This window comes from Streptomyces sp. DH10, assembly GCF_029813805.1.
GTDB lineage: Bacteria > Actinomycetota > Actinomycetes > Streptomycetales > Streptomycetaceae > Streptomyces > Streptomyces coeruleofuscus.
The window spans coordinates 166,378-182,106 of record NZ_JARVKU010000009.1 but is presented as its reverse complement, the minus strand read 5'-3'; the positions used below and the strand labels follow the sequence as shown (position 1 = coordinate 182,106).

Here is a 15,729-nt window from a genome sequence, read left to right as displayed (position 1 = left end):
CCCAGCGCGGTTCGATGGTCAACGGAGGGAGCAGGCCCCGGGCGGCGCGGATGGACTTCAGCGCGGCCAGTGTGTTCGCCGCACCCTTCTTGCGGCGGTTGACGCCCCACAGGCGGTCGTCGCCGACCGAGTAGCAGCCGTGGAAGTAGCGCACCCCGTGAGTGCGGTGATAGGTGGCCGGCACCCGGTCGGGATGCTTCCGGTTCGGCCCAGCACGACCCTGCGGTGGGCCGGATGCCGAGCGGTCCGAACTCGTCGAAGGCGAACACCCGGTCGGGGAAGCGGTCCAGGACCTCCTCGATCCGGTCCAGCTTCGCCTCGCGGTCCGGGTCGGGTGATTCTTTCCCGGCCTTGGTGCGCTGGAAGGTGACACCGCGGCGGGCGAGCAGGCTGCGTAACGCCTCGCGGCCGATGCGGATCACCCGGCCGTGGACATTCCGCAGGTAGGCGACGAGTTTGCGCAGTGACCAGCGAGTGAAGGGCTGGCCGAGCTTGGTGGGCGGGTGGTAGCCGTCTGGATGACGAAGTCCTCTATCCAGGGCCGAGTTGGCGGGGACGGCCTCCCGCCCATTGAGGGTGCAGGCAGGCCAGGCCGATCTCGTTGAAGCGGTGGATCACATCGCGGACGGTGTCCTCGTCGGCCTGTACCAGCTGGGCGATCACCGGCACCTGGTTCCCGCCGGCCGAAGCCAGCAGCATCATCGCGGTGACGGTCTGGGACAGCGAACCGCGCCTGCCCATCGCCCAGGCCGCGGGTCCGAGGCGGGCCGGACAGCACGGCTTGGAGATCGTGATGGCCGTGTGCCGGAGCTTTGAGATGCACCGCGAACCGGTGAGCAAGCGGATCACCGCGACGGTGGTACTGGCCGACGACCCGATCGGAGACGAGGCGGCCGCCAGGTTCGCTGAGTCACGCCGCCAGACGCAGATCGCCGGATCTGCTCACCGGGCGGGTCAGACGGCGTGCTCTACAACCGCGGTAAGGCACCGCGGGGGTGCGCGCCGCGATCTCCGCCGCCAGCGCCGGCTCCGTTGTGCAACACGCCTCAGGCCGTTGCCACAGCTCATACCTCCTCGGGTGCCGGGGTCAGCCGGGGTTGCGCGGCAGCGACGGTTGTGGGCGCAGTTCGGAGTTCGTGGAGGTCGGCGGGTCGCGGCGCCGACGGAGGTACGAGCCCGTGCCGGCTCAGGAACGGGCGGTTCCTGAAGGGAGGAAGGCGACGACGGCGGCGGCGATGCAGACCGCCAGGGGGATGGCGAAGGCGAAGTGCGCGCCCAGGGGGAGCAGGGCGGCGACGGCGAAACCGGCCAGGCCGTACCCGGCGCCGTTGGCGGCGTACAGGGCGGAGAACCCGGCGCTCCACGCCGACTCCGGCAGGTCCCGCTGCAGGGTCAGAGAGCGGGCGGTGAGCTGCGGCGCGGCGAACAACCCCGCCGCCACGATGCTCACCGCGATGACTGGCAGGCTGGGCACCAGCGCCGCCGGCAGCAGGACCAGGCACAGGACCGCCAGCAGTGCCGCCGCCTGGCGGTGGATCCTGCCCGGCCAGCGCCGCAGCCCGTAGATCAGCCCGCCCACGACGCTGGTGATGGAGTAGCCGGTGAACAGGACCCCGGCGAGCGAGGCGGGGGAACCGGAGGCGTCCAGCACAGGTGGCACCGCGGTATCCAGGACGCCGCCGGCGAAGCCGCCGACCAGCGCCAGTGCGAGGGAGGGCAGGGCCGCGCGCAGCAGGACCGGGCCCAGCGTCAGTCCCGAACGCCGGGCGCCGTCGGCCCCGTCGCCGTCCGACGGTGCCGCCGGCAGGCGCAGCGAGGCCAGTGCCGCGGCGGCGGCCAGCACGGCCATGGTGGCCACCGCCAGCCGGGGGTCGCCGACGGCGACCAGCACGGACACGCCGACCGGGGCCACGGTCCAGGCCAGCTCCAGCAGCGTCGTGTCCAGACTCATCGCCGGGTGCAGCAGCGGCGGGTCCATGGTGCGGGCGAGCAGCGCTCTTAGCTGTCCGGGCACTCCGGCCCCGATGCCGCCCGCCACGCCCGCCAGGATCACTAGGGCCGCGGCGGGCAGCACCGTTGCGGTGGCGGCCAGCAGGGTGTAGGCAGCGGCGCGGACGACCAGCGCCACCCGCACGTAGCGGTGGCCGCGCCACCGATCGGCGAGCACGCCGAGCCACGGCGCCAGCGCGGCCTCGGTGATGGCGTGGGCGCCGGAGGCCAGTCCACCGACGGTGAACGATCCCGTCTGATGGCCCAGCAGCACCAGCGCCAGCGGCGCCATCGCGTCGGGGATCCGGCTCAGCAGTGTGGTCAGCGCCCAGGGCCGCCACCCGGGCACCGACATCACCTGCCGGTATCCCGCCGGTCGTGCGGTCACTTCCCTGCCCAACAGGGCCCTCCCTTCCACGAACGCGGCCAGTGCCCGCACCGGCCCCATGGACGTGTCGGGTTCCCCCGTGGACGTCAGTACGCGCCCCCGACAAGCACCTTCAGCGGTCCGTACGTATGTCCCGGAGGCCCGGACCGAGCCCGCGACGCCTGGGCGGCCTTCGCCACGGGCCACCGCCACGGACACCGACGCGGCACTGTCCCGCCCGGCCCTCTGGGCGTCCACGGTGATACCCAGGCGCCGGCGCGGCGCAGGACAAGCAGAGCTGCCTGGTCGGGGGCCTTCGCCTATCCGACCGGGCATCACACGCCCGCGTGGGTCAGCTCCGCGACCTGGCCCAGGCCGGTTTCACCGCCATCATCTGGGCTGTCTTCGCCGGATCGCGGTCGATGAGATCGCCCAGAGCCTCGTCGATCCGCCGGAATACGTCCTCAACGAGGGGCTTGCCGGCCCCCGTCGCATTCTCTTTAACCTGCTCGGGCCTGGTAGCGCCCACGACGACGGAGGCGACTCCCGGCCTGCTCAGCACCCAGGCGATGGCGAGCTGAGCGAGGGACAGACCGGACGCCGCGGCGATCGGGCGCAGGCTCTCGACACTGCTGAGCAGCTCCCGGCCGAGGACCCGGTTGATGAAACTGGGCGCCCGGCCACCGGCGTTCGCCCGTGAGTCCTCGGGCCAGTCCTGTCCGGGCCCGTACTTGCCGGTGAGCACGCCCTGCGCGAGAGGCTGGAAGGCCAGCTGACCGATGCCCTCACGCAGACAGAGCGGGACGATCTCCGGCTCGATGATTCGCCACACCATGTTGTACTGCGGCTGGTTGGACGCGATCCGGCTGCGCAACCCGAGCTCGCCCGCCATGGTGAGGGCCGATTCGATCTGCGGGGCGGTCCACTCCGAGACACCGAGGTAAAGGACCTTTCCCTGCCGCACCAGGTCGTCGAAGGTGACCAGTGTTTCCTCGACAGGTGTCCGCTCGTCGAAGCGGTGGGCCTGGTAGACGTCGATGTAGTCGGTCCGCAGCCGGCGCAAGGAGGCCTCGCAGGACTCCATGATGTGCTTGCGGGACAGTCCGCGGTCGTTCGGACCGTCCCCGGTCGGCAGGCACACCTTGCTCATGATCACCAGGGAGGAGCGCCTGACGCCTTGCAGGCTTGCTCCGAGCAGCTCTTCCGCGGCCCCTTGGGCGTATACGTCGGCGGTGTCGAACGTGGTGATCCCCGCGTCGAGTGCCGCCCGGATACAGGCCACAGCCTGCTCGCGGCCGGTCAGTTCGCCGTGGGTGAGCCAGTTGCCGTACGTGACCTCGCTGACCATCAGGCCGCTGCGACCGAGCTGACGATGTTCCATTGACCTTGCCTAGCCTCTCTCCTCATGGTGGCGCGCCGCAGCCGCGTCGACCGGCACCAAGGTGTCGGCAGGGTGACGGTCGGCGAGGAGACGCATGGTCCTGTCGTGATACACCTGCGGTATTCATTCGCCGATGCGGACCGTCTCGACCGCCCCGGTGACCATCTCGTGGTCACCGACCGGGAATGTCCGGCGCACGGCGCCGTCCATGGCGAACAGCGCGTCCGGCAGCACTGGGGAACCGTGCGGCACCAGCGCCGTCCATTCGCCGTTGAACTTGTCGGTCCCCTTTGTAGCGAACAGGCTTGCCACCGCGCGATGTTGCTCGCCAAGATGGCTGATTCCGAAGCGCCCCGCCTCGTGGATGGCGGTCAGCGTCCGCTCCGACCGTGCCTCACCGGCCAGAACGAGCGGTGGGTCCAAGGACACGGGGCGTGCGAGCACGGTCCGGAGCTCATTGGCCGAGACCATGCGTGCTCGTTCAGGACGTGAAGGGCCGGAGGACCCGCTCGACCGCCCGGTCCTGGAGCGTGAACGTGGCGGTCTGGCCCGCCTCGGCGTCGTCAAGCCAGCGGCAGAAATCCTCCATTTCCTTCAACCCGCACTGCTAGCCCATCAGGCACATCGACAAAGATCACCCTGACGAACCGAGGTGACCCCCTCGGACGGCGGCAGTGACTCTGTGGCATGAGCGGGTGAGGAGACGGTGGCAGTCAGTATGACGAGGGCGGCGGCCGGGCCGCGCAGCACCGCTTTTGGCCATGCACCCGTGACAGCGACGCTGGCCCGTGGAGCGCTGCCTGGCGTTGTGGGACCCACTCCTGCATCTCCGCGAGAGCCTTGGAATACGGGACGTCTCCCAAGTCGACCCGTTCCAGCCACTGCTCGCCCGGCTCAAGATGTAACAGCAGAACGGTCTTTGGCGACCCATCAGCGCTCGCTGGGACATCACCCTTGCCCAGGCAGTTAGCGTGTCCGGATGCCATCCGTGAACCTGCGTCACTCAGTACGCGCGATCATCCTCGACGAGGAGGACCGCATCCTTCTCTGTCGGTTCGCGATTCCGGAGCCGGCGGGAACGGTGGTGTGGGCAGCTCCGGGCGGAGGAATCGAACAGGGCGAGATGCCGCTTGCCGCATTACGTCGCGAACTGCGGGAAGAGGTGGGCCTCGCCGTCAGGACCGACCCCCCGCACGTGTGGCACCAAGAAGTGGTGGCGCCTGGGCACGCAGCGGGTTACGACGGCGTCGTCAATGACTACTTCCTCGTGCGCACTGCAGGGTTCAACCCGCGCGGGGCGCTGTCCGACGACGAGCTCGCCGAGGAGAACATCACCGGTCTGGAGTGGTGGCACCCACAGGAAATCGCCAGCTATGACGGTCCGGACCTGTTTTCCCCCCGCGACCTTGCGACTCCTTTGAGGGCGTTGCTCACCTCCGGTGTTCCAGCCAGACCTGTGCTGCTCGGCCTCTGAACCGACCGCCCGCGTCATGGCGTGAGCAGGACTCGTTTTCCCCGGAGGGCGAAGCCTGCGGGGCCGAACATCTGGCGTTTGAGCATCTTGATCCGATTGACATGGCCTTCGACGGGGCCCGAGGCCGACTTCGAGCTGGCCGCCTCGCACAAGGTCAGCGAACAGCTGATCCTGGATGTTGGGCTGCCGTACACCTTTCTGCGCAACGGCTGGTACACCGAGAACTACACCGACCAGCTCGCCCCCGACTGCAGTACAACGCCGTCGCCCAGAGCGCGGGTGAGGGCCGGGTGGCCTCCGCCGCCCGCGCCGACTACGCGGCCGCGGCGGCTGCCGTCCTGACCGGCGACGGCCACCTCGGCCAGGCGTACGAGCTGAGCGGCGACGTCGCCTGGTCCCTTGCGGAGTACGCCGCCGAGCTGTCCCGGCAGCTCGGCTGCACGATCACGTACGACAACGTCCCGGCCCAGACGCACCTGTCCATCCTGACGGGCGCGGGCCTGCCGCAGCCGTTCGCCGAGATCCTCGTGGACCCGGATGCCGCGATCGGCGCGGGCTGCCGGCGACCACGCCGGGCGACCTGGCACGGCTGACGGGCCGTCCCACCACTCCGCTCGCGGACACGGTCGCGGCGGCGCTGGCCGCCATCGCGTAACCGCTGGACGACCCGACGCTGATCGGCCGCTGCCGGGCCGCGATGCACGGCCTGGCCCTCATACCCTTCACCTGGCCGCTCACTGTGCACGGCTACGCCCGCGTGCGCCTGACCGCCGCCGAAGCGGGACGTCGGCGGGCCACCGCCTTCATCGACGCCGACCTGCGCGTCGGCACCTATCGCCGAGCTGATCGAACGCCACGGTGAGACCCTCGACCACGGTATGACGCTCTTGAGGCTGCCTCGGGCGAAGGTGAGAAGCGGCTCCGCCTTCCACCGGCTCACCAGGCGGGGACCGCGAAGGCCACGCAGACCGCCGCCGTCATCCCCTTCAACACCGCGCAGCGGGGATGACGGCAACCCCGCCCGCCGGCGTGGATTCGCCGCCCGCACGGGCTCGATCTCGTCGGCGACGTCGCAGGCCGATCCCTCCGCCTCGCGTGCCTTCACATCCGGGTGAACGGCTCCGCAGCTCTCGCATCGATCCGGTCCGGTCGGGAGGTCTGCGGTCTACGCGGCAGACGGTCAGGCCGGGGCGATGAGGACGCCGGGAAGGTCACCGGCCTTCACGACGTCCTGGTCGATGGCCGCGCCCGTGTAGGCGCCCACGGCGGTGAACACCAGCTCGGACAGGCGCTCGCCATACTCCTCGGAGTACGCGACGACTTCGGCCTCACTGGCCTCAGGCATCGACGGGAACACCGCGCCCGCGGCGCTGAGGGCGGCATCGAGGGCCGAGCCCTGCCCGGTGTCGGTGCCGAAGTCAGCCCGGAACGCGCGGGCATCGGGCGCATGGATGATCACCGCCGGGGGGCTGAAACGGTTGGCGGTCAGGCAGAGGATCTCCTCGCCCCCACAGGGAAGCATCGACTCGACCTTGCCCTGGTAGCCGGTCGCCCAGGTAGCCATGCCCCAGTCCTCCAGCACGTACGTCCACTCACCGCACGTGCCGTACATGGCGCGGTTGAGCCGGGGGGAAGGCTGGCCCGGCTGTCCGGCCGGTGCGCGCAGCTCCCTGCACGGGGTGCGCGCGGCCAGCTCGTCGAGGTCGGCGCCCAGGTTGATGAGGAACTCGTCCGTCTCCACGCCTCGGGCCAGGGTCAGCGAGATGCCGCCGAGCATGCCGGGCACGGCCGATGGAGGGGTGTGGTGGTGTGCGCCTATCCACGCGATGCCGTCACTCACGCCGGTCACAGTATCGGCCTGACACTGGCGGCGGTCCTGGTGGTGCAACTGCCGGCACGAGGAGTGCGGCCGGACTGCAGCGTTTCGCATCCTGGGAAGAACCGCCGCGATCAGGTCGTGTGCACGGCACGGCGACTTGCCCACCAGGACAACCGAGGCGCGGTGGCCGCGTTGCCGGGCGGGCCGCCTCCTGGGAAGCCTCCAGGCGCGCGGTGTCCTCCATGTCCGATAGGGCGTTCAGCAGCTGCTTGGTGGCGGTGACGACGGCCGGGTCGGAGCAGCGCATGAGCGGGGCGGCGGCGGTGGCGGTCCGGGTGAGCGGCTCCCGCATGGCGGCCGCGCTCTGCTTGCTGGCCACCCGCTCCCGGCTCAGCAGCTCGACCGCGCGCCCGAAGCCCACCTGTACGCGCTGCGCGTCCGTTCCGCCGGAGATCCGTGCCCGGACGGCCCCGTCGACGCAGGCATGGCCGGCAGAAACGTCCTCGCACGCTCAGCCGGCCCTACGTTCCGGTCGCGGACCGGGATGAGCGTGCCCTCTACGATCGATAACCGCTCGATGGCCTCCCGGGGTGCACCTACCGGCTCGAGTGCGAGCAGGGGCCCAGCCTTTGGACCACCCGGCTGCTGTTGTCCAGCTTCTACACGCCACTCTTCATCGTCGCATCGGTCTGTTCGCCGTCCGGTCAACGCGTTCGCGGCCGGGCAGCAGCCCGACCTCCTCACAACTGGCGGAGTGGGCAGGAGCGCCGGACGGCCCGGTGAGTTCCAGGCTTTGGCTGCTACGGGTGAGCGCGAGCCAGAGTGCGCTTCTTCCTCGCGTAGCGCGGTCCCGCCGCGGCTTGTCTAGGGAAGGATCTTGATCGAGCTTTGCCAGTTCAGCTGAAGTGGCTGCTGGAGGGAGATGTGCAGGAATCCCATCGCCTCCAGCTCCCGGGCTCTGCGCAGGGGTCCTACGTCGAACGGGCGCATCGCGCCGGAGCGGACAAAGTCCGCGATCTTGTCCTTGGCTGCGGAGTCGTCTCCGGCGATCAGGACGTCGAGCGGGAAGTCATGGCCTTCGCCTGTCGTCAGCGGACCGGCGAAGGTGGTGTTGAACGCCTTGACGACCATCACGTCGGTGCCGACGATCTGCTGGATCTCCTCGGCCGCCGAGCTGTCCGGGGGTGTCACCCGCCCATCCATGGTCGAGACGTCGATGGGGTTGCAGATGTCCACCAGAATCTGCCCGGACAGTGCAGCCACCGAGGATCTCGCGACCTGCAAGGCCGGGTCGTACCACAGCGCGAGCACGGTGACATCGGCCGCCTCCACCGAAGCGGCCCAGTCGCACTCACCGTCCGGGAACCGCTGCCTGAGCTCCTCCGCCAGTGCCCGGGCAGGGTCAGAGTCGGGGTGGACGATGCGCACTCCATGGCCGCCGGCAAGGGCACGGGTGGCGATGGCGCGGCCCATGTTGCCGGGCCCCACAATGTTGATCCTCACTGCTGCTGCCTTCCGGTTCGACGGAGCGTAAGACGCCGTCGGGTCCAGGGATGCCGAAGGGCGCCGTTGCATCCCTTTCCCAAGGCCCGAAGGCTGTGCGTGAAGGAAGGCCACCGTCACCCGGATGACGGACACGAGGCGAGAAGTTCATCAGCGTCGAGCGGGGCTTGCCCTCGATGACGCCGGCGGCACCGTGCCACACCTGCCTGAGCTTTGGGACGACGACTCGGGCACACGGGATGAGTGAGGGCGGCTGTGATCCCGACGGCCGCCGCCAGGCGTTCTTGGCGCAGGCCCCGGCGTTGTCAGTCAGGACTCGCTCGACGGTGATGCCGCGTGCGGCGAACAAGGCCGTTTCCCGTCGCAGGAAGTCCGCGCAGGTGGCGGCCTGCCGCGCAGGTGGCGGCCTTCTCGTCGGGCAGGTCTTCGGTGCAGGCCAGGCGGGAGTGGTCGTCCAGGGCGGTGTGCAGGCAGGCGTATCCAGTGCCGTTGCGGCGGTCCTGGTTGGCCCTGCCGGCTGCGCGGCCGAGGCCCTTGTGGCCGCCGCCGTCGGGGATGCGGCCGGGCTTCTTGACGTCGATGTGGAGCAGTTCGCCGGGGCGTGCGCGCTCAAAGCGGCGGACGGATTCGCCGGTGGCCCGGTCGGTGGCGGCCCATCGGAAGTACGGGGCCCGGCAGTCAGCGGCTGCGTGGTGTGGGCGCGAGTGACCAGAAGCAATGCCGGAGGCAGGCAGCGGGTCCGGGGACTCCGGCTGCGTGCCCGCTGGGGCGGTGCGTCAGACCACGGCAAGCCGGTCCACCAGCAGCTCAACCCTGCGCTCGGTGTCCTCCGGCGGGAGCCGCCGCGCCCGGGTCAGGGTGGCCAGCCCGTGCAGGGCCGCCCAGAACACCTCGGTGAACAGTCCTGGGTGGACGCCGTCCCCAGCGACCTCGCCGAGAGTCTCCAGCAGGGCGGCGAAGGCGTCCTTCAGCGGCTCGGGGGTGTCCTCGTGCGCGAACGCCAGGCCGCCGTCGAGCTGGAACATGGCGTCGTAGACCGCCGGGTTGCGTTCGGCGAAGTCGAGGTAGGCGCGGGCGAGGGCGGTGACCCGGGTGCGGGGGCCGTCCGCGGTGGAGGTCGCGGCCCGCAGCGCCGCGGCCATCTCGGCGGCACCCTCGAGGGCGACGGCGCCGATGATCTCGCGCTTGCCGCGGAAATGGCTGTAGAGGACGGGCTGGCTGTATTCGATGCGCTCGGCGAGCCGGCGGGTGGTGACCGCGTCCCAGCCCTGCTGCTCGGCGAGTTCACGGGCCGTCGCCACGATGAGGCGCTCGCGACTGGCCCGTTCGCGCTGCTTGCGTTCATGTACCGACATGATTCGATCCTAGCACCGCTAGACAATCGAGCGGCAGCAGCGCTAGCGTTGCCTCATCATCTAGCAGCGCTAGATCCCTGGAGGGGTCATCATGCTCAACGCACTCGAGGTGTTCACCACCGTGGTCGTCGGCCTGATGGTGGGGGTGGAGTTCTCCGTCGCCTTCGTCATCAACCCGATCCTCAACGCCCTCCCCGAGGACAGTGGCCAACTCGGCCGTGCCCACGGGGGCCGGATGCTCGGCGCCGTGATGCCGGTCTGGTACATCGGCTCGCTCGTCCTCGTCACGGTCTGGGCCATCGCCGGATGGCACCACGACGGCGCCGGCCTCGCCGCCACCGCCGGCGCGCTGCTGATCCTCAGCGTGATCATGTCGCTCCTGCTGCTCGTCCCGATCAACAACCGGGGCAAGACATGGACCCCCGAGAACCGGCCCGCCGACTGGAAGCAGCAGATGAACCGCTGGGACCGCTTCCACTACGTTCGCGTCGCCGTCATCATCACCGCCTTCACCCTGCTCGTCGCCGCCCTCGCCTGAGACCGCGGGCCGACACCGCGATCAGCGCAATCGGAGTTCGCGGCCCCCTGCGCTGATTGTGGCCAGCGCCGCGCAACTGCCGGTGGCGACCGCGCTGGATGGCGGGGGTCGGCTGGCTGTTGAGCGAGGTCAGGGCGCGTCGAACAGCGCGCTCACTGATTCGCCGTTGTGGATGCGCCGGACCGCTTCAGCCAACGCCGGGGCGATCGACAGGACCCGCAATTTGTCGGTGCGGTGCTCGATCGGTATGGGCACGGTGTTGGTGCACACGATCTCCAGCACATCGGGCTGTTCCGACAATCGTTTGAGGGCTCCCGCCGAGAACAGTCCGTGCGTACACGCGACGCGGATCGAACGCGCTCCCAACTCGCGCAGCCGGTCCAAGAGCTCAAGAACTGTGCTGCCCTTGGCGATTTCGTCGTCCAACACGATGACATCCCGGTCGGCAATGTCCCCGATGACAGAGCTGATGCTCACCCGGTCATCGGCGAAGCGCTGCTTGGCCCCAGCAGCCACCTTCGTGCCCAACAGCCGGGCGAAGGCTGCCGCTTCCTTTGCGTTGCCCAGGTCCGGGGACACGACCGTGGTATTGGACAGGTCGTACCGGCGGAAGTGCTGCGCAAGCTCCCTCAGCGCGTGCAGGTGGTCCACCGGGACAGAGAAGAACCCGTGCACCTGCGGCGAGTGCAGCGTCAGCGCCAGAACACGGCTTGCTCCCGAGGTGACCAGCAAGTCCGCCACCAGTCGTCCGCCGATGGAGATCCTTGGCGCGTCCTTCTTGTCGGACCGGGCATAGGCGTAGTGCGGCATCACCACAGTGATACGGCCGGCGGACGCCCCGCGAGCGGCGTCACACATAAGCAACAGCTCGACGAGGTTCTCCTGCACGGGAGTGACCAGCGGCTGGATCAGGAAAACATCCCGCTCGCGGCAGTTCGCCTGCAGTTGCACCTCGAGACAATCGTTCGCAAACCGGTTCAACCGCACCGGATTCAGAGGAACCCCGAGGTGGGCGCACACCTCGGCCGCCAGCTCGGGGTGGGCACTACCGCTGAACACGGCGATCTCTCGCACGACACTCCTCGCTTGATCGACTCGGGGCATGCCACATGCTAATGGCCCCTCGGCGTGGGCGCCCCCAGACGGCGCGAACTGCGGGGGCGGGTAGACGGCGCCGCAGGAGTGCTGGCTGGGGTTAATCAACGGCGCCAGTTCCACCCGAGCCTGGAGGCGCTCGTCGAGGCCCAGGCGCAGCTCCTCGAGGAAGGTGCGGTCGGGGCGGAAGCCGGTCAGCACGGTGCCTCGTCGACGGGGTCGGGGTGGCGCCCGTCCTCGCCGACGAGCGGAAACCACGTCGACGATCGCCGAGGTCCAGTCCACCTCGCCCCGGGCCCCGAGTTCGGTCCAGCACCGCCCGGTGCACACGACGCCACCGGGCGGCCTCGGTCCATACCGTGAAGCGGCGATGCGCGGTGACGGGCGACATGCCGAACGTCGACGGCGAAGCGAATGACCGCAGCAACGGGGCGGCCCGCTCCCAGAGTTCATCAGGAACCAGACGCTTCTATAGATCGGCACCCAGGACCGGCATCATGCCGCTCGAACATCAAGTCACGTGAGACAACCTCTCAGCCTTGATTGGTGCGGCCGACATGGCGGCCTGCTCGATCTTCGCGCAGTAGGCTGCACGGGCTTCCTCGTCGATCGGCTGCTCGTTTTCGGGGCGCATCCCGGTCCGGCCGTCGAGGCTTTCGCGCAGGATATCGGCGTGCCCGGCATGCCGGATGGACTCGCCGAGGACATGGACCATGATGGCGAACAGGTTCGTGTTGAGATAAGGCTCCGGCCACCACGGCACATGGCCGGGGGCGTCGAGGGGAAGCTCGTTGATCGTCGCGTCCGAGTGTTCCGACGTGCGCCGGTAGAACCCGATGATCTGATCGCGGGTCTCGTCCTCCGTCGCCCACAGATCGCTGCCGTTGGAGTCCTGCCACCGGGGCAGCGGTTCCGGGGAAGGGCGGTCGAAGACCTCGCCGAAGTACCTGGCCTCGACGGTGGCCACGTGTTTGACCAGGCCGAGGAGGTTGGTCCCGGTCGCTGTCAAAGGTCGACGGGCGTCGTATTCGGACAAGCCGTCGAGTTTCCAGAGCAGCGCCTTGCGGTCCCGTCGAAGTCTCCCGTGCAGGTTGTCTTTCGCGAATTCATCGATCATGCGGCATGAGCCTGCCATGGGCTGCTCGTGGTCTCAAGATCCCGTAGATGGCCCGCAACCATTCAGGGTGGTCGACGTCTGCGTATTCCAATTCCACTTCCTGTCCGTGGGCGCGTCGCCCGCCGTCGCGGAGGTAGGCCTCGACGAAGAGGCGGGCCGCGTGCTGCGGGGGCAGGGCGGTGGTCAGGTGGCGCAGCGGGCGTCGTCGGTGGTGCCGGTGCGGCGGTGAAGCCGAACCGAGCGCGGGTGTCGATAACTAGGCCGGTGTTGGTGGCCGCCTGCTTCCTACCCTGAGCCCCCGGATGCAGGGCTGCCGCCGCTCGCGTACCGCGTCCTCCAGGCGCTGCCCCGCGAGGCCGGCGCGAGGCCGAACGGATCTGGTCCTCACGTAACGCTCCACGGTGCGCCGGGAGATATCGAGGGCGTCGGGGCCACGGCGCGGGTTCCGTGGAGCTGCTTGACGAGTAACGCACCTGAGCGCCGGCCGACTTGGGGATGGCGCGGGTGAAACGCCTGATGCCCCTCCAGGGCTGCCGCATCACGAGCGTGCCGCAGCGCTGGGTGGATCTCGGACCGAAGCGAGGACCGGAAGCTCACCGCACTTCAGGAAGGCCAGGGTGACCCGTTTAACCTGGCCACATGGTGGATGGGGAGGAATTCCGGGCCGGCGACGTGCTGTCGGTCGCTTGTCCCTACACGGCGACCAGGGTCGAGCAGGGTCTCAAGTGGGGTCACCTTGCGGTTCGATGGCCGTGGTGGGAAATCGACACCGGCAGCGAGTCCGCGCACTGGAACGGGGTCGTCGCGCTCGGCGTAGGCAGCGGCGGACACGCCTCGCCTGATGTCGAGTTCGAGCTGTTTCGAACCGACCCGCCGCCCGAACAGCTGAAGGAGGGAGACGTCTGCCGGGTCGGTGTGCCACCCACCGTGGTGCACGTGACGGCTGTCGACCACCACGATCCTCCGCTGGCTACGGCCTGGCTGCCGTATCCCACCCAGACCGTGACAGTGCTGCGCCGAGGTCTGTCGTACCGCGAGTTCCCGGACGGGAGCCATCTCGATGGCTGGGGATACACCATCCACCCTGGCGACGGGATCCCCTTCACCTTCGAACTGCTGATGCGTCCGTACGCCTCTCCAGGTGGGCGACGAGGTCGCCGACGCCGCAGGCCGGGCATGGCGGTTCGACGGGCCCTGGAACTGGATCGCCTTCGACGGAGAGTCAGCCGGCGCGGGCCCGGAGTGGCCCCTCGTCCTGCTGACCCGGGCAGGGGCACCGTGCTCTGTGGCGGACGCGAAGGCAGTGGCTACGAGCACAGCGAAAGGTTCGCATCAGGAGACGGTCCGAGACTGGATGTCCCTTACCGAGGCCTCGCCGACACCCTGATCCTTCGGGCCGCCCCCGGCCGCGAGTGCCCTTCTGCCTCCGCCGCGGACGCTCCCCTGTGCTCCACCCCGGGAACGGCCGACGGAGCCCGCTCGGATCCCACCTCTACCTAGGATTTCGAGGCTCACCGGACCCCAGGCCGGTCGCGCACACTACGACCGCTCGCTTCCTGCCGAGAGCAACGGCAATGGGCGGCCGTGGGTGGCGGCATGTCGGTCATGGCCGGGTGGTAGACGTGCAGGCTCACCGCCGGCTCCAGTGCGTCGTTGTCGACCTGGTGCACGTACCCCGGCGCGAACACGCGCTGCGCGCCCGGCCGCAGTACACGTCTGCCCACGTGCGTCCGCTCCGTTAGCGTGCCGTCCAGGACGGTGAGCACGCCGGAGGAGCGGCCGTGGTCGTGCGGCCCGCTGCCCTGCCCGGGTACCCAGGACAGCAGCCATACCTCGTAGCCCGGGCCCGTGCGCAGCCGGTGGTGCCAGCGGCCGGTCGCGTCGTACCGGACGAGGTGTTCCCACTGGGAGCGGTCCTCGGCGAGGGAGCGGGCCAGTCCGACGAACCCGGCGACAGTGACCGGGTGCTCCTGCGGTGGCCGCATGAGGTGTGGGACGTCGAGGATGTCACCGGCGATCTGGAGGTCGCTGTCGCTCACGCACCGACCGCCCGGGGCGCGGACAGCCGGACCGCGGTGGGCTCGGCGGCTGTCGGGGACTCCGAGGTCCGTTTCTCGGCCGGGAGACCAGCGGGGACGGCGGCGTGCGTGGGGGCCGTGAAGGGGCCGTCGTCCCAGGACATGAGGTGGGCGCAGCACCGGGGAAGCGTCAGGCCGAAGGCCTCCGTCGTGGTCATGGCTGTTCCTTTCGTTCGGGGCGGTCCATGGGGTCGATCGGGTGTTCCGCGGCTGTGGACGGCTGCCCGGCCGCGGCCCTCAGCGCGGCGCGGACCGTGTCCAGGAGCGTGTCTCGCGCGCTGTTCAGGAAGAAGTGGTCGCCGGGCAGGAGGTGGCGGGTGAAGCCGCCCGTCGTCTGCTGGAGCCATGGCGCCACCTGGTCGGGCCGCACCTCCCGGTCCTCCGTGCCGGCGAAGGCCACGACGGGGCAACCGAGTGGTGGTTCGGGCCGGTGCACGTGTGTCTCGACGACCGAGAAATCCGCGCGGATCGTGGGCATGAGCAGTTCGAGCAGCTCCGGTTCGGCGTAGACGTCTTCCGGGACGGCGCCCAGGTCGCGCAGTCTGGCCACCACGACGTCGTCCGGCTGGTCGTGGACCTGTTCCCAGCGGCGCGGGAGCTGGGGTGCCGGGCCGCCGGAGACGAAGAGGACCTGCGGTTCGCAGGCGCCGCGTCTGCGCAGCGTCCGGGCCAGTTCGAACGCCAGGAGGGCGCCCATGCTGTGGCCGAAGAGGGCGTAGGGGACGTCGAGTTCGCCCGCCAGTGCGGTGGCGAGCGTCTCGACGAGCGGCTCGGCCCGTGCGAAGGGTTTCTCGCTCCAGCGGGTCAGCCTGCCGGGCAGTTCGACGGGGCAGACTTCGATGTCGTCCGGGAACAGGGCCGGCCATGCCGCGTAGGTCGAGGCTCCGCCTCCGGCGTAGGGGAGGCAGAAGAGTCGGACGGACGGTGCGGCCGGGCGCCGCGCGCCCACGATCCAGCCGTGGGCGCGCGTCGCGCGGGGGTGTGCGGTTCGCTTCACGTTGAGGTCTCCGTGA

General features: G+C 69.7%; 13 protein-coding genes and 5 pseudogenes. 4 read left to right on the top strand and 14 right to left on the bottom strand.

Translation table 11 applies throughout. From position 1 onward, the window contains the following. Nucleotides 1–37: 37 nt before the first annotated feature. Nucleotides 38–735: pseudogene (locus QC385_RS20385) on the bottom strand (helix-turn-helix domain-containing protein); the annotation flags it as partial. Here QC385_RS20385 and QC385_RS20380 point away from each other — a divergent pair. Beyond that, nucleotides 701–892 (top strand): annotated as a pseudogene (locus tag QC385_RS20380) (ATP-binding protein); the annotation flags it as partial. The pseudogenes QC385_RS20385 and QC385_RS20380 overlap by 35 nt on opposite strands. Nucleotides 893–1,186: 294 nt before the next feature. Here QC385_RS20380 and QC385_RS20375 read toward each other — a convergent pair. The 3 genes from QC385_RS20375 to QC385_RS20365 form a co-directional block, all read right to left on the bottom strand. Continuing rightward, nucleotides 1,187–2,377 (bottom strand): MFS transporter, encoded by a 1,191-nt coding sequence (locus QC385_RS20375; RefSeq protein WP_279542743.1) that lies wholly within the window; start codon nucleotides 2,375–2,377, stop codon nucleotides 1,187–1,189. 331 nt (nucleotides 2,378–2,708) lie between these two features. After that, on the bottom strand, nucleotides 2,709–3,737 hold the full coding sequence (locus QC385_RS20370) for an aldo/keto reductase family protein (protein WP_279542742.1): 1,029 nt from the start codon (nucleotides 3,735–3,737) through the stop codon (nucleotides 2,709–2,711). Between the two features lie 123 nt (nucleotides 3,738–3,860). Further along, nucleotides 3,861–4,208, bottom strand: a complete 348-nt coding sequence (locus QC385_RS20365) for a flavin reductase family protein (protein ID WP_279542741.1) — start codon at nucleotides 4,206–4,208, stop codon at nucleotides 3,861–3,863. A 508-nt stretch (nucleotides 4,209–4,716) separates the two neighbouring features. Here QC385_RS20365 and QC385_RS20360 point away from each other — a divergent pair. Together QC385_RS20360 and QC385_RS20355 are read left to right on the top strand one after the other, a co-directional pair. Further along, nucleotides 4,717–5,211, top strand: a complete 495-nt coding sequence (locus QC385_RS20360; RefSeq protein WP_279542740.1) for an NUDIX hydrolase — start codon at nucleotides 4,717–4,719, stop codon at nucleotides 5,209–5,211. Nucleotides 5,212–5,325: 114 nt separating this feature from the next. Continuing rightward, a pseudogene (locus QC385_RS20355) lies at nucleotides 5,326–5,866 on the top strand (KR domain-containing protein); the annotation flags it as partial. Between the two features lie 525 nt (nucleotides 5,867–6,391). On the opposite strand, the gene QC385_RS20350 reads toward QC385_RS20355, so the two are convergent. The 4 genes and pseudogenes from QC385_RS20350 to QC385_RS20335 all read right to left on the bottom strand — a co-directional run bounded on the left by QC385_RS20350 (nucleotide 6,392) and on the right by QC385_RS20335 (nucleotide 9,888). Beyond that, nucleotides 6,392–7,051, bottom strand: a complete 660-nt coding sequence (locus QC385_RS20350; protein ID WP_279542739.1) for a hypothetical protein — start codon at nucleotides 7,049–7,051, stop codon at nucleotides 6,392–6,394. Between the two features lie 843 nt (nucleotides 7,052–7,894). Next, entirely contained in the window at nucleotides 7,895–8,533 is a 639-nt protein-coding gene (locus QC385_RS20345) for an NADPH-dependent F420 reductase (RefSeq protein WP_279542738.1), read from the bottom strand. A gap of 280 nt (nucleotides 8,534–8,813) precedes the next feature. Then, nucleotides 8,814–9,192 (bottom strand): annotated as a pseudogene (locus QC385_RS20340) (IS481 family transposase); the annotation flags it as partial. A 117-nt stretch (nucleotides 9,193–9,309) separates the two neighbouring features. Continuing rightward, nucleotides 9,310–9,888, bottom strand: coding sequence for a TetR/AcrR family transcriptional regulator (locus QC385_RS20335; RefSeq protein WP_279542737.1), 579 nt, complete (start codon nucleotides 9,886–9,888; stop codon nucleotides 9,310–9,312). 91 nt (nucleotides 9,889–9,979) lie between these two features. On the opposite strand from QC385_RS20335, the gene QC385_RS20330 reads away from it, so the two are divergent. Further along, the gene (locus QC385_RS20330; RefSeq protein ID WP_279542736.1) at nucleotides 9,980–10,426 is read left to right on the top strand and encodes a DUF1772 domain-containing protein; all 447 of its coding nucleotides are present in this window, start codon (nucleotides 9,980–9,982) and stop codon (nucleotides 10,424–10,426) included. Nucleotides 10,427–10,555: 129 nt separating this feature from the next. Here QC385_RS20330 and QC385_RS20325 read toward each other — a convergent pair whose 3' ends face one another. From QC385_RS20325 to QC385_RS20300, 6 genes and pseudogenes are all read right to left on the bottom strand, one after another. Next, a complete protein-coding gene (locus QC385_RS20325) occupies nucleotides 10,556–11,500 on the bottom strand; it encodes a ribose-phosphate diphosphokinase (protein ID WP_279542865.1) in 945 nt (314 codons plus the stop codon). Between the two features lie 532 nt (nucleotides 11,501–12,032). Then, nucleotides 12,033–12,638, bottom strand: coding sequence for a DinB family protein (locus tag QC385_RS20320; protein WP_279542735.1), 606 nt, complete (start codon nucleotides 12,636–12,638; stop codon nucleotides 12,033–12,035). Between the two features lie 58 nt (nucleotides 12,639–12,696). Continuing rightward, nucleotides 12,697–13,177, bottom strand: a pseudogene (gene tpg / locus QC385_RS20315) (telomere-protecting terminal protein Tpg); the annotation flags it as partial. Nucleotides 13,178–14,149: 972 nt separating this feature from the next. Next, nucleotides 14,150–14,623: a cysteine dioxygenase gene (locus tag QC385_RS20310; RefSeq protein WP_279542864.1), complete on the bottom strand. Its 474-nt coding sequence runs from the start codon at nucleotides 14,621–14,623 to the stop codon at nucleotides 14,150–14,152. Nucleotides 14,624–14,673: 50 nt separating this feature from the next. After that, a complete protein-coding gene (locus QC385_RS20305) occupies nucleotides 14,674–14,874 on the bottom strand; it encodes a hypothetical protein (RefSeq protein ID WP_279542734.1) in 201 nt (66 codons plus the stop codon). Then, nucleotides 14,871–15,713, bottom strand: a complete 843-nt coding sequence (locus QC385_RS20300; protein WP_279542733.1) for a thioesterase II family protein — start codon at nucleotides 15,711–15,713, stop codon at nucleotides 14,871–14,873. The genes QC385_RS20305 and QC385_RS20300 overlap by 4 nt, the downstream gene beginning before the upstream one ends. Nucleotides 15,714–15,729: the final 16 nt, after the last annotated feature.